The sequence below is a fragment of the Rhodanobacter sp. GW835-FHT13D09 genome, from assembly GCF_058793995.1.
The window spans coordinates 1-13,644 of the sequence record NZ_JBXAGL010000004.1; the positions used below are offsets into that span (position 1 = coordinate 1).

Consider the following 13,644-nt stretch of genomic DNA (forward strand, 5'->3'; position numbering starts at 1 on the left):
TTCTTGGTCTGGTGCATCTCCGGGTCGCGTTGCTTGTCCTTGTTCTTCGTCGACGACGGTGCCTGGATGATCGTGGCGTCCACGATCGTGCCCTGGCGCAGTAGCAGGCCCTTGCCGCTCAGATGCGCATTGACCGTTTCAAGGATCTTCACCGCCAGGCCGTGCTGTTCCAGAAAGCGGCGGAACTTCAGGATCGTCGTCTCGTCCGGAATCGCATCCTCGTTCAGCTCCAGCCCCGCGAACCGCCGCATCGACTCGATCTCGTACAGCGCATCCTCCATCGCCGGGTCGCTCAGCGCGTACCACTGCTGCATGAAGTGGATGCGCAGCATCACCGACGGCTGCATCGGCGGGCGTCCGCGACGGCCCGCCGTGGGGTAGCTCGGCACGATCAGCGCCAGCAGCGCCTCCCACGGCACCACCTTGTCCATCTCGCCAAGGAATTTCTCTCGGCGGGTTGGCTTCTTCTTGACGTCGAAACTCAACGACGCGAACGAACGCTGCTTCATCGGGGATGGGTTTCCTGGGGCTCGTCGCTATGATGCCGCAGACGGGGAATAGATCAGAGCATCCCTAGTGGGGATATCCACGCGGCCAACAGCGAATCGCTGCCGCCGGCAGGTGCAGGTGCAACGCCTCAGGCACGTCTCGTGATAATGGCAGCTCAGCCCAAAGCAGTGCCTTCCCGCAGCGTAGACCCACGTAATGACCACCTGCTCCTACTTGTCGCATCTCCATGCTGACCGCAACGGTTTCCGAGGACACCGCAGATAGATCGTGCAGCTCAACCGCCTGTGGCGCGATATGCCAGTCCACGGCGCTGCCATCGGGAAGCTCCGTGCATACCGGCAGCTCGACTCCGGCTTCCTGCCACAGCAGTCGTTGTGCGCTCCCCACGCCAGCGAGTTTTCCACAATACACGTTGCGGTATCCGAGCAAGCGTGCCACTGCGCCGCTGGCCGGTTTCGCATGCACTTCCGCTGGCGTGCCGGTCTGCACGATGCGATGTTCATGCATCAGCACCAGCCGGTCGGCCACCGCGGCAAGCGCGGGATCGTGGCTGACCGCAAGCGCGGGAATGCGAGCCGCACGGATTTCCGCGATCAACTCGGCGAGTACGTCGTCGCGGGTGGCCGGGTCCAGCGCCGAAGTCGGTTCGTCCAGCAACAGCAGGCGCGGCCGTCGCGCCAGCGCGCGGGCCAGCGCCACGCGTTGCTGCTGGCCGCCGGACAGCGCGGCGGGATAGCGTTCGGCGAGCGCGGCCAGGCCTACGCGCTCCAGCAGCTGCATGGCCTGCTCGCGCCGTCGCGGACCGCGCAGCGCGAAAGCCACGTTCTGCCACGCGCGCAAATGCGGAAACAGCGTGTGTCCTTGCGGCAGGTAGCCCACCGCGCGGTCCTGCGGCGGCAAGCCATCGAACGGCTCGCCACGTGCCGGCGCCAATCCGGCGATCGCGCGCAGCAGCAGCGACTTGCCCTCGCCGCTGGCGCCCAGCAGTACGGTGAAACCGGCCACCTCGAAGCGGGCGTGCAACGTCACCGGGTGTTCGATGCGGTAGTCGATGCGCATCACGGCAAGCGCCCGCGCACGGCCAGGCCAAGCACCAGCGGCAGCGGCAATGCCGTCAGGAAGAACACCCACAAGAGCGGATACACCGCATCGAGTCCGATCTCCTGCAGATTCACCCACAGTTTCACCGGGATGCCCTGCGGGTAGTACGCCACGATCAGCACCACCCCGAATTCGCCCAGCGCACGCACCCAGGCCAGCGCCACCGCGGCGGCGAGGCCCAGCCGCGCCAGCGGCAAGCTGACCTGGAAGAAGCAGCGCGTCGGCGAATGGCCGAGCGTCAGCGCGATCTGCTCCAGCTCGCGCGGCACACCCTCGAACGCGGCGCGCGCAGCGATAACGTAATACGGCAGCGCGGCGTAGAACTGCGCCATCACGAAGGCTGGCGGCGAATTGGTGAGCACCAGACCGGCACGCTCCAGCAGCTGGCCAGCCGGCCCATAGTGACCGTAGATCGTGGTCAGTAACAGGCCCATCGCCAACGGTGGCGTGAGCAGGGCCAGCAGCAGCAACGCGTCGATCAGCCACTGCCCGCGCACGCGATGGCGTGCCAGCCACCAGGCGAACGGCGTGCCCAACGCCACAATCAACAGCAGGGCGACCAGGCTGTAGCCCAGCGACACCGCCACCGCACCGCCGTCGCCATGAGCGAAACCGAAGTGGCGCCAGTCGGTGGCCAGCAGCAGACCCGCGAACGGTGCAGCCAGCAGCAGCAGTGCCAGGCCAGCTGCGAACGTTGGCAAGCGTGGTCGCATGGCGTGCATCACAGCGCCGGTCCGTGCGGCGGGTCGTAGCCGTGCTCGCGCAGCATCGCCTGCCCTTGTGCGCCTTGCAGGAAAAGCACGAAGGCACGGCCGAGTGCGGGCTGCTGCGCATCGGCCGGCACCGCGGCGTAGAACACCAGCGGCTGCACCGCGACCCGCTTGCCGTTGGCCAGGCTGAAGCCGGCTTGCGCATACCACGCCTTCTGCATGGCCGGCTGTGCCAGGTCGATCTGCGCAGGCAGGTCGATGACCGGCAGATGGTGCGAGAACGCCGCGCTGGCGTAGCCGATGGCGGCATCGACCTGGCCGGCTTCCAGTTGGGACATCAGCGAAGGCTCGGCAAAGATCTGTCGCGGGTTCTGCACGTCGCCGGCCACCTTCCGCAGCAGGTCGGGCTGGTGGTAATAGCGCGCCGCCAGCTGCAGGGTGAGCAGTGCATTGGCGCCTTGCGGATCGACCGCAGGATTGGTGCGGCCCAGTCGCAGACCGGGTTCGCGCAGCACCTCGTACCAGGATCGGCTGCCCTTCGCGGCAGCCGCGAAGTCGGCGGCGAAGCGACTGCGCGGGCTGTAGATCACCACCATGCGCGTGCTGGCCACCGGCACCGCATGATCCACCAGGCCGGCCTGCCGCATCACTTCGATCGGGCCCGGCGTGATCGCCACGAAAGCGTCAGCCTGCAACTGCTTTCCAGCCAGCAGCCGGGCCAGCGCGTAGGAGCCTTGGCCGATGCCTTGATAGCCGGCATGGTGCGCCCTGCCGAAAGCCGGGCCGAGCGACTGATCCATCACCGCGCCCATCGAGCCGGCGTAGGCCACGCGCAGCACCGGTGCATCGCTGGCCGACACGGCCATGGCGGACAGCAACAGGAACGGCATCAGCCAGCCCGCGAAGCACCGCCATGCGCTCATGCCCTGCCCTCCCGATCGACGCGGCGCCGGCGCACGCTGTCGCGTACGTCCACGTCGAACAGCAAGCTGAGCGTGGCGCCTCCGGGCACCACAAGTTCGAACTGCAAGCCGTCGCGACTGGGCAGGCGCGTGGCCAGCTCGCGCACGGCCGCATCCGCCAGCGCCACGCGCCAGCCGTCGGGGCTGCGTTGCCAGCCGTGCTGCGCAGCCAGCACGAGCTGGTGGCGTTCGACATGGCCGTCGGGCCAGCGCGTTTCATTACCTACCGTGCCGCCCGCCAGCAACGCCGCCAGTTCCGCCTCGTTGATACGCAGGCGCAACGACTGTTGTTGCTGTTGCACTCTCATCGACTCACCTCGTTCCAGATGGTTTCGGTATTGCAGTCGAGCAGTTGCGATGCCTCGACGGGATCGAGCGCGAGCTCCTCGCAACCCACCGCCTGCTGCAATGCGCGCAGCGAGCGACGGTGTGGCTCGCGCTGCTTCAACAAGGTCCGCACGAACGCGCGGCATGCTTCGTCCAGGTGCAGGCGCAGCGGTAGCACGTGGCCGGCGCAACGCAGGCCACGCGCTTGCGGATGCTCCCTGCGCAGCCGGTACAGCAAGGCGGCGCTGAGCATCGGCATGTCCACTGGTACCACCAGCAGGTCGACGCCGACCGTCACCGCATCGGCAACGCCGGCGAGACCGCCCAGCGGGCCAAGCTGCGGTTGCGCATCGGCAATGCCGCGGTAGTCAGGGCGATCGCCGCTCACGCGCACATCATCCACGCCGGATGCGCGCAGTGCGTCGATCTGGCGCTCGATCAATGGCCGGCCGTGCCAGTCGAGCATGGCCTTGTCGCGGCCCATGCGCGTGGACAGGCCGCCAGCCAGTACCACGCCGATGCATGGAGGTCGGTCAGTGACGGTGGCCATGGTCGCTTCCGGCATGGCTGGCTTGCGCGTGATCGGCTTCGTGCTGCTCCTCGCACAACGAACAACCTTCGCTCCAGGCGCTGTCGCCGTCGATGTAGTGTTCCTGCTTCCAGATTGGCGCCTCGTGTTTCACTGCTTCGATGGCCAGCCGGCAGGCACGGAACGCCTCGTCTCGATGTGGCGTGCCAGCCGCGACCACCACGGCAAGGTCGCCAATGCCAAGACGGCCTTGCGCGTGGGCAATCCACAGCTTGAGCGGCGCCGCCACCTCGGCGCGCGCTCGCTCGCCGATGGCCTGGAACATGCGCAGCGCCAGCGGCTGAAACAGGTCGTAGCTGATCCCGGTGACGATACGGCCCAGGTTGTGCTCGCGCACCCGGCCGACGAAACACGCGATGCCGCCGAAGCGCGGATCGGCCACGAAATCCAGCGCCGCGGCCACGTCCAGCGCGGCCACGCGGCGTTCCACCACGGCGACGTGCAGATCGTCCATCTCAGCCTCCGCTCACCGGCGGGAGCACCGCCAGTTCCACGCCTTCGGACACCATGCGGTGGTTGTGCAGGATCTCCTCGGTGCTGGCGAAGGCCGAGCGGCACACCAGCCCCGCGGGGATCGCCGGCGCGTGTTCGCGCAAATGCGTTGCCAGCAGGTCGCGCAACTCAGCGATGCGGCTGCCGGCGGGCACCTCCAGCTCGACATGACCGCTGGCTTCGGCTTCGCGCAGCGCACCGTACAGCGCGATTCGGATTTTCATGCATCACCCCCTGTCGATGTAGGGACTTTCCAGATGGCCGGCACCGTAGACATCCACCAGCGTGCCGGCCGCGAGTGCGCCGGCTTCGATCGGCACCACGACCCAGGCGTTGGCCTCGGCCAGCGGACGGATGCGGTAAGACTCCTGCCCCGGCAACACGCGGGCGGCGAGGCGGCCTTGTGCGTCCAGCGTCACGCGTGATTTCAAATGAAAACGCAGCCGGGCCTTCTTCGCGTAATCGGCGGCCAGCGACATGCGCCACGGAGTCTCGCGCGGCAAGCCGAGCAGGGTCCGGAGCGCTGGTTCCACGAAGAAGCGCTGCCCCACCGCCACCGCGATCGGGTTGCCGGGCAGACCGAAAAACAGCGTGCCGTCAGGCAGGCGCGCAAACAGCAAGGGTTTGCCGGGACGGATCGCCAGCTTGTGGAAGATCGTTTCGGCACCCAGGCGCGCCAGTGCCTGCGGCACGAAGTCGTAGCGGCCCATCGACACCGCGCCGGTGGAGATCACCACGCGCGCACCGGCTGCCTTGGCGCGCGCGAAGGCAGCCAGGAAGGCTTCCACTTCGTCGCCCACCGTCTCGATATGGCTGAGTTCGACGCCAGCCAGCGGCAGACGCGTGGCAAGAAAGGGGCCATTGGCATTGCGGATCTGTCCCGGCGCCAGCGACTGCGCGGCATCGTCCACCAGCTCACGGCCAGTGCACAGCACGGCCACGCGCGGGCGTTCGACCACACTTGCACGCCCCACGCCCAAGGCCGCAAGCAGCATCTGGTGTTGCGGCGCGATTACCGTGCCGGCGGCGAGCACGACCTCGCCCGCCGCCACGTCGGAACCGGCAGCGCGCACGTTCTGGCCCGGTGCCACGTCCGCCAGCAGACGGATACGCGGCGGTGCTTTCAGCAATTCGACCTGTTCCAACGGAATCACCCGATCCAGACCATCGGGCAGGCGCGCGCCGGTCATGATTTCCCATGCGCCGCGCGCGTTGCCGCGCACACCGTCGCCGGCGGCCTGCTCGCCTTCGATGGACCATTCGCTGCCGGCGACGAGCGGATCGACGCCACCACCCAGCGCATAGCCGTCCATCGCCGAGTTGTCGAACGGCGGCAACGCGCCGGGCGCGATCACCGGCGCGGCGAGCACGCGGCCGATGGCGACGACGACGCGAACCTCCTGCGCGGGCAACGGCGTGCAGCAAGCGAGGATCAGCCGCAGCCCCTCTGCCGGATCGAGCAGGTCGTGGCTCATGCGTGCCCCTCGCCGGTGACCATCGCCAGCGCGTGCGCGAGGATGGGCGCGAGGATATCCATGCCCTGCGCCACCGCCCTGGCGCTGCCGGGCAGCGCGATCACCAGCATGTCGCCCAGCAGCACCGCCTCGGCGCGGCTCAACCAGGCCAGCGGCGTGTGCTGGCTGCTTTCGGCGCGGAACAGTTCGCCGATACCGGGCACGCGGCGCGCGTCCAGCACGGCCAGGGCCTCGGGCGTGACGTCGCGGGGCGACAGGCCGGTGCCGCCGGTGCACAGCACCAGACGAACCTTGGCGGTGGCCAGTTCGCGCAGGCGCGCGGCGAGCGGCTCGGCTTCGTCCGCACGCACTTCGGCTGGGCCTGCCTCGGCGCCCAACGCACGCAGCCGCTCCACCAGCAGCGGGCCGGAAACATCCGCGTACTCGCCGCGACTGGCGCGGTCGCTCAAGGTAATGACGGCCGCCGGCACACCTTCCAGACGCGGCGTGGCGCGCGGTCGGTAATGCTCGCGCTCGGCCTCGCTGATACCGTCAGGATGAAACCACAAACCTTTCTTGCCCCCTTCCTTGAACAGCAGGCGCACGTTGCCGAAGGACAACGCCGGCTGCACCGGCTTGGTGAGGTCGTACAAGGTCAGCAGGGCGGCGCTGACGCCGGCCAGCGCCTCCATTTCCACGCCGGTGCGGGCGCAGGTGGCCACCTCGCAATAGACGCGAATGGTGCGGCGTGCCGGTACCGGTTCGCAACGCACCGCGATGTGTTCAAGCGGCAACGGGTGGCACAGCGGTATCAGCTGCGCGGTGTTCTTGGCGCTCTGCAGGCCGGCGATCTCGGCCATCACCATCGCGTCGCCCTTGGGCAGGCGTCGTTCGACGATGTCGTCCCAGGCGCTGCCGGCGTCCAGTTCGCCCACGGCTACCGCGCGGCGCGCGGTGGCGCGCTTGCTGCGCACGTCGGCCATGTGGAAATGCGGGCGTTCGTCGCGCACGGGCATGGATCAACCTCCGGTGGATGCAAGATGCGGCGTGATGCCGGTGCGGCCCAGGTGCAGGGAATGGCCCGGCTCCTTGTGGCCGATCCGGCCGCCAATGGTGCGCACCAGCGCGTCGAGCTGACCGTCGTTCTGCAGCAGCGGGCGCAACGGGATGCCGAACTCGCCGAACAGGCACAGCCGCAGGTCGCCGGTGGCGGTGACGCGCAGACGATTGCAGTTGGCGCAGAAACCCTGTGAATACGGCGCGATGATGCCGATGCGCCCGGCGTAGTCGGGGTGGGCGTACTCGCGCGCGGGGCCGTCGTCGAGGGCGCGCGGCAAGGCCTGCCAGCCGCATTCGCGGAGTTCGTCTTCCAGTGTCTCCGCGCGTACATGGTGGTCGCGGAAGAAGGCCAGGTTGTCGCCGGTCTGCATCAGCTCGATGAAGCGCAGGCCCACCGCGTGGTCGCGCAGGTAGTCCAGCCAGCGCGGCAGTTCGTTGTCGTTGACGCCGCGAAGCAGCACGGCGTTGAGCTTCACCGTCTGCAGCTTCGCGTCCAGCGCCATGTCCACGCCGTGCAGGATGTCATCCAGCCGGTCGTGCCCGGTGATGCGCGCGAAGGCCGCGCGGTCCAGGCTGTCCACGCTGACGTTGATGGCGTTGAGCCCCGCGTCCATCCACGCGTGCAGGCGCCTGGACAACAGCGTGCCGTTGGTGGTCATCGCCAGTTTTTTCAAGCCGGGCACGGCAGCGGCAGTGCGCAGCACGTCGGCGAGGTCGCGGCGCACGCCGGGTTCGCCGCCGGTGATGCGCAGTTTCTGCATGCCCAGCTCGGCAAAACCGCGCAGCAGGCGCGCGATCTCGTCCAGCGTCAGCGGCCCGGCCACGCCCGCTTCGGCGTGGTAGCCGTGCGGCAGGCAGTAGCGGCAGCGGAAGTTGCAGGCTGGCGTGATGGACAAGCGCAGGTAGGGAAAGCGGCGACCATGATGGTCGGCCAGCGGGACCCTGTCCGTGCTCCCTTCCGGTACGGGACTGGGGTGTAATGCCGAGTGCATTTCCACGGAACCTGACCTCGCTCAGATTGACAAGGCATCGATCAGCGCCTGCACCAGCGGCTTAAGGTAATAGCGATCGATCGGAACGACCGTGACCGCCACGCCGCGCCGCGCCAGCGCCTCGACAACGACCGGCCCGACGGCAGCCACGACCGTTCGCCGCAAAGCCTCACTCAACGCCTCGCCCTGCCCCTGGCCGCTCGCAAGCCGGAACAAGCGCTCCACCTGCTGGAGGCTGGTGAACGCGATCGCGTCGACTTCGCCCTGCTGCAAGCGCCGCATCAAGGCGAGCACATCGGCGTCGCAGGCGTCGTCGGCATAGCGATAGGGGGCGACCGGCAAGGCCAGCGCTCCCGCCTCGGCGAGGAAGGTCATCAACGGCACATTGGGTTCGCTGCCATACAGCTGCACGCCGACGCGGCGGCCATGCAAGTCGAACTCGCGCAGGCAGGCGATCATGCCCGGCGTGGTGGCCGGCTCGGCGATCCGCTCCGGCCGCAGCCCCAGTTCGCGCAGCACGCGTGCCGGCTTCGGGCCGCGCACCACGATGCGCACCTGCGCCAGGCGTGCAATGAAGTCGACCCGCTCGGCGGGTGCATGCCGGTCGAGTGCGTCGAGCAGACGGCTCAGCCCCTCACCGGTGAACAGCAACAGGTCGTCGCAGCCGCCCGCGTTGAACCGGCGCAGCCAATCCAGCACGGGCACCGGATCGGGCGCATCGAGGATGTCCACCAGCGGACAACGCAACACGCTGGCGCCGCGACGTTCGAGCAGGGTTGCAAACACATTCAGCTCGCGCGACTCGGGCACAGCGATGCACTTGCCTGCCAGGGGCAATCTGGGCTCGCCGCCGACGCTCATCGCGATGCCCCGCGGCTGACCGGCAACGCGTCCATCACGCGAGGTCCGCCATCGGTTCGGCAACGAGCTGCCCGACACGGGCGTCGACCAGTTCGCCGAACCATGCCTGCGAAGTTGCACAGGCCGCGACCTCGCCGACGATCAGCAGCGCCGGCGAGCCTACCGCGTGTTCCCGCACGAGCCCCGGCAGTTCGGCCAGCACGCCGGCAATCACGCGCTGTTGCGGCAGGCTGCCGTTCTCGACGATGGCCACCGGCGTGTCCGCGGCGCGACCGTGGGCAAGCAGCCGCACCGTAAGAGCGTCGACCCGCTCGACGCCCATGTAGACGGCCAGGGTCTGCCCACGCTGACCCAGCGCATGCACGTCCGGCATGTCGCTGCCCGCCTTGCCGTGCGCGGTCAGCAGGCAGACCGACTGTGCCAGCCCGCGCTGCGTCAGCGGGATGCCGGCAAAGGCGGCGCAAGCCACGGCGGCGGTGACGCCAGGCACCACCGTGCAGGCGACGCCATGGCGACGCAGAAACGCCAGCTCCTCGCCACCGCGGCCGAACACGAACGGATCGCCGCCCTTCAGGCGCACCACGCGCCGACCCTCGCGCGCGTGTGCCAGCATCAGCCGATGGATCCGCTCCTGCGCCACCTGGCGGCCGCCGCAGCGTTTGCCCACGTCGATGCGTTCGGCATCGCGCCGCACCATCGCGAGGATCGCCTCGCCCACGAGCTGGTCGTGCAGCACCACGTCCGCCTCGTTCAGCGCACGCAGCGCCTGCAGGGTGAGCAGACCGGGATGTCCGGGGCCGGCGCCGACCAGCGTCACCGAACCCTCGCGCCGTGGCGGCCGGTCGCCATGCAGGGCAGCGAGCAGCACCTGTTCGGCCTCCTGCCCACGCGCTGCACGCAGCAGCGGCAGCACCGGGCCATCGTGCAGCCAGTCGTAGAAGGCGCGACGGTCGGCAAGGTTTTCGTGCCGGCGCACGATGCGCGCACGCTGGCGCTGTGCCAGCGCCACCAGCGCGCCGAGTCCATGGTCCAGCACGCGTTCCAGCGTCTCACGCACGCGCCGCGCCAGTGCCGGTGCCGCGCCGGCGGTGGAGACGGCCACCACCAGCGGCGAGCGATCCACCACCGCGGGCACGTGAAAGCGCGAATGCGAGGCATCGTCCACCACGTTGGCGAAGAGGCGCCGCCCGGTCGCGGCGGCGGCCACCTCGGCGTTCAATCCGCGGTCGTCGGTGGCGGCGATCACCAGCCACATGCCGTCGAGCCAACCGGGCACGAATTCGCCACGCTGCCAGCGGATCGTCCCCGCTTCGGCCCAGGCGGCGAGTTCCGCGTCCAGTCGTGGCGCACCCACCGTGACCTGCGCGCCGGCGCCGAGCAGAGCCTCGGCCTTGCGCCGCGCCACGCCGCCGCCGCCGACCACCAGTACCGGCAACCCATGCAAATCCGCGAAGAGGGGATACAGCTTCATTGTCGGGCTCCGGTTTGCCGTGATGTCGTTCATGCCTCGCTCCCGGCGTGTGCTTCGGCGATCAGTCGACGGATCTCCGGAATGCACGAGCCGCAGTTGCCGCCCGCGCGCAGCACGGCCGTCACGCCGACTGGTGTATCCAGGCTCTTCTCGCGGATCGACGTGCAAATCGTGTTGCGGCCGACGCCGAAGCAGGCGCACACCACCGGCCCGGGATCGCCGTCCGCATCCGGCGATTCGCCGGCAAGCAGGCCGGCGCGGTCGGCATCCTCCAGCCGCGGCTTGCCGAACAGCTGCGCCAGCCACCGGCGCGACAGCAAGCCGGGGCGCGGGGAAAGGAACACGCAGGCTTCGAGTCGATCCTCGCGCAACAGCGCGGCGCGATAGATCCCGGCATCGGCGTCCTCGTATTCCAGCCACTCGGCAGCGGTGGCGGCATTCAGCCAGGCCCTGGCCCACGTGCCGCAGTCGCCCGGCCGTTCACGGTGCGCGATCTCGTAGCGCCAGAACTGCTCGCCGCGGATCAACGCCCAGTAACTCAGCTCCGCCGTCGGCAGCCGGCGGCGTCCGAACGCGAAACCGTACCAGCGCACCGGAAACGGCTCCACCTGCACCGGCGTGTGCTTGAACTCCGGCTGGCCGGAGACCGGATCGACCATCGGGCTCACCAGCGCGCCCACGCGCGCATCGGAGGCGAACTGGTCGTTCCAGTGGATCGGCACGAACACCTGGCCAGCCGGGACGCCGCCGCCATGGCGCACCCGCGCCACCATCGCCCCCCAGCGCGAGACCACATGCGCCAGTTCGCCCTCGCGCACGCCGCTGCGCAACGCATCGTGCGGGTGCATGTCGACAAACGGCTCGCCGAGATGGCCGGCAAGCCTTGGCGATTTGCCGGTGCGCGTCATGGTGTGCCACTGGTCGCGTATGCGGCCGGTGTTGAGCAGCAACGGATACTCGCGGTCCGGCGCGTGGGCCGGCAGGCGTCCGGGAGTGGCGACGAAACGCGCCCGGCCATCGGCATGCGCGTAGCGGCCATCCTCGAACAGGCGCGCCGTGCCGCTGCCGTCTTCGCGCACCGGCCACTGCACCGGCGCCAACGCGTCGTAGGCCGACGTATCGAGCGCAGCCAGCCCGCCCAGATACAGTTGCCGTCGCGCCGCCGGCTGACCGCCGACGACGGGCTCGTGGTTGCGGAACGCGGTGAGCCGCGCGTGTTCGACGAAGATCTCGTGCGGCCCGGCGTAGTCGAAGGCTTCGGCAAAACCCAGGCGTTTTGCCACCTCGCAGACGATGTGCCAGTCTGCCCGCGCCTCGCCCGGCGCCGGCAGGAACCGGCGCTGGCGCGAGATGCGCCGCTCCGAACTCGTCACGGTACCGTCTTTCTCGCCCCAGCCCAGCGCCGGCAGACGCACATGCGCATGCACGCTGGTATCGGTGCGCTCGACGATGTCGGAACACACCACCAGATCGCAGCCCTGCAGCGCCTGCCGGACCCGGTCGGCATCGGGCAGGCTGACCACCGGATTGGTGCCCATGATCCACAGCACCTTGATCCGCCCTTCCCGCACCGCGTCGAACAGCGCCACCGCCTTTAGTCCCGGTTCGACGGCGATGTGCGGCGAAGCCCAGAAGGCCTGCACGATCTGCCGGTGCGCCGGCTCGTGCAGATCCATGTGTGCCGCCAGCATGTTGGCCATCCCGCCGACCTCGCGCCCGCCCATCGCGTTCGGCTGCCCGGTGATCGAGAACGGTCCCGCCCCCGGCTTGCCGATGCGCCCGGACAGCAGGTGGCAGTTGATGAGGCTGTTGGCCTTGTCGGTGCCGCTGGTGGACTGGTTCACGCCCTGCGAGAACAGGCTGACCACGCGTTCGTGCCGCGCGAACAGCCGGTAGAACGCCAGCAGGTCGGCTGGCTTCACTCCGCACATGCGCGCCACCGCATCCGGGTCGCCGGCCTCGGCGCTGGCCAACGCCAGTGCGGCGTTCATGCCGTCCGTGTGCGCGTCGACGAAGCCCACATCCATCACCCCATGCCGGAACAGGAAGGCGAGCAGGCCGTTGAACAGCCATACGTCGGTGCCCGGCTTGATCGGCAGGTGCAGGTCGGCCGACTCGCAGGTGGCGGTGAAGCGTGGGTCGACGACCACCAGCTTCGCCCCTGCCGCCTTCGCCTGGGCGATGCGCTGGAATGCCACCGGGTGGCACCACGCCGTGTTGGAGCCCACCAGCACCACCAGTTCGGCCTGCGCCAGGTCTTCGTAGCAGCCCGGCACCAGATCCTCGCCGAAGGCACGCTTGTGCGCGGCGACCGCCGAGGACATGCACAGGCGCGAGTTGGTATCGATGTTCGCGGTGCCCAGGTAACCCTTGGCCAGCTTGTTGACGACGTAGTAGTCCTCCGTGAGCAATTGCCCGGACACGTAGAACGCTACGGCATCCGGGCCATGCCGATCGACTGCGCGGCGGAAGCCGTCGGCCACGCAGTCGAGCGCCGCGTCCCAGCCGACTCGGCGAAAGCTGCCGTCAGCCGCGCGCAATTGCGGGTGCAGGAGACGCCCGTGCAGGTCCGTCGTTTCGCCCAGCGCCGCGCCCTTCACGCACAGGCGGCCGAAATTTGACGGATGCGCGGGGTCGCCTTCGACGCGGGTTGCGCCCGCATCGCCCACGCGCGCCAGTACACCGCAGCCGACGCCGCAGTAGGGGCACGTGGTGGCCACTGCCGCACTCATGTGTCGTCAGCGCCTGCGTCGCGGCGGCTCGGTGCCGCCTCGCGCCTGACCAGCACGCGGTCGCCATCGCGGCGCACCGGCCACGCCGGCACGCGCAAGGCCGATTCTTCCAGGCATTCGCCGCTGCGCAGATCGTAGTGCTGCTTGTGGATCGGCGAAGCCACCACCACCCGTTCGCCGAGATTGCCAACCAGACCGCGCGACAGCACCGCCGCGCCCGATTCGGGGTCGATGTTGCCGATCGCATGGATCGTGTCGTCTGCAAGGCGGAACACCGCCACCTGCTCGCCATCCACCAGCGCGCACACGCCGGTGCCAGGCACGATCTCGTCGATCCGGCACACGCAGGTCCACTCATCCATCATTGCACCGTTGCTCATCGTC

Annotated in this window: 15 protein-coding genes; all 15 read right to left on the reverse strand. The window is 69.0% G+C overall.

The window, feature by feature from the left end:
- The coding region (locus AC1Q5A_RS07280; RefSeq protein ID WP_492699717.1) for an IS5 family transposase at positions 1–509 on the reverse strand (509 nt) is incomplete at its 3' end.
- A 64-nt stretch (positions 510–573) separates the two neighbouring features.
- Positions 574–1,569 (reverse strand): ABC transporter ATP-binding protein, encoded by a 996-nt coding sequence (locus tag AC1Q5A_RS07285; RefSeq protein WP_492700179.1) that lies wholly within the window; start codon positions 1,567–1,569, stop codon positions 574–576.
- A complete protein-coding gene (locus AC1Q5A_RS07290) occupies positions 1,569–2,312 on the reverse strand; it encodes an ABC transporter permease subunit (protein ID WP_492699719.1) in 744 nt (247 codons plus the stop codon). Before AC1Q5A_RS07290 ends, AC1Q5A_RS07285 begins: the two co-directional genes overlap by 1 nt.
- A 20-nt stretch (positions 2,313–2,332) precedes the next feature.
- Positions 2,333–3,244, reverse strand: coding sequence for an extracellular solute-binding protein (locus AC1Q5A_RS07295; RefSeq protein ID WP_492699721.1), 912 nt, complete (start codon positions 3,242–3,244; stop codon positions 2,333–2,335).
- A complete protein-coding gene (locus AC1Q5A_RS07300) occupies positions 3,241–3,591 on the reverse strand; it encodes a hypothetical protein (protein ID WP_492699723.1) in 351 nt (116 codons plus the stop codon). Before AC1Q5A_RS07300 ends, AC1Q5A_RS07295 begins: the two co-directional genes overlap by 4 nt.
- Complete coding sequence (gene mobA / locus AC1Q5A_RS07305) at positions 3,588–4,160, reverse strand: molybdenum cofactor guanylyltransferase (protein ID WP_492699725.1); 573 nt, start codon at positions 4,158–4,160, stop codon at positions 3,588–3,590. The genes AC1Q5A_RS07300 and mobA overlap by 4 nt, the downstream gene beginning before the upstream one ends.
- The gene (locus AC1Q5A_RS07310; protein ID WP_492699727.1) at positions 4,144–4,653 is read right to left on the reverse strand and encodes a molybdenum cofactor biosynthesis protein MoaE; all 510 of its coding nucleotides are present in this window, start codon (positions 4,651–4,653) and stop codon (positions 4,144–4,146) included. The genes mobA and AC1Q5A_RS07310 overlap by 17 nt, the downstream gene beginning before the upstream one ends.
- A 1-nt stretch (position 4,654) precedes the next feature.
- Positions 4,655–4,915 carry a MoaD/ThiS family protein gene (locus AC1Q5A_RS07315; RefSeq protein ID WP_492699729.1) on the reverse strand — a complete coding sequence of 87 codons (261 nt, stop codon included), beginning with the start codon at positions 4,913–4,915 and terminating at the stop codon, positions 4,655–4,657.
- A 3-nt stretch (positions 4,916–4,918) separates the two neighbouring features.
- The gene (locus tag AC1Q5A_RS07320; protein WP_492700181.1) at positions 4,919–6,154 is read right to left on the reverse strand and encodes a molybdopterin molybdotransferase MoeA; all 1,236 of its coding nucleotides are present in this window, start codon (positions 6,152–6,154) and stop codon (positions 4,919–4,921) included.
- A gap of 8 nt (positions 6,155–6,162) precedes the next feature.
- Positions 6,163–7,161: a bifunctional molybdenum cofactor biosynthesis protein MoaC/MoaB gene (gene moaCB, locus AC1Q5A_RS07325; RefSeq protein WP_492699730.1), complete on the reverse strand. Its 999-nt coding sequence runs from the start codon at positions 7,159–7,161 to the stop codon at positions 6,163–6,165.
- Between the two features lie 3 nt (positions 7,162–7,164).
- Complete coding sequence (gene moaA, locus AC1Q5A_RS07330) at positions 7,165–8,196, reverse strand: GTP 3',8-cyclase MoaA (RefSeq protein ID WP_492699732.1); 1,032 nt, start codon at positions 8,194–8,196, stop codon at positions 7,165–7,167.
- A 21-nt stretch (positions 8,197–8,217) separates the two neighbouring features.
- Entirely contained in the window at positions 8,218–9,057 is an 840-nt protein-coding gene (locus AC1Q5A_RS07335; RefSeq protein WP_492699734.1) for a uroporphyrinogen-III synthase, read from the reverse strand.
- A 34-nt stretch (positions 9,058–9,091) separates the two neighbouring features.
- Complete coding sequence (gene cysG, locus AC1Q5A_RS07340) at positions 9,092–10,528, reverse strand: siroheme synthase CysG (protein WP_492700182.1); 1,437 nt, start codon at positions 10,526–10,528, stop codon at positions 9,092–9,094.
- Positions 10,529–10,557: 29 nt separating this feature from the next.
- Entirely contained in the window at positions 10,558–13,260 is a 2,703-nt protein-coding gene (locus tag AC1Q5A_RS07345; RefSeq protein ID WP_492699736.1) for a molybdopterin-dependent oxidoreductase, read from the reverse strand.
- Positions 13,257–13,640, reverse strand: a complete 384-nt coding sequence (nirD, locus tag AC1Q5A_RS07350) for a nitrite reductase small subunit NirD (protein ID WP_492699738.1) — start codon at positions 13,638–13,640, stop codon at positions 13,257–13,259. The genes AC1Q5A_RS07345 and nirD overlap by 4 nt, the downstream gene beginning before the upstream one ends.
- Positions 13,641–13,644: the final 4 nt, after the last annotated feature.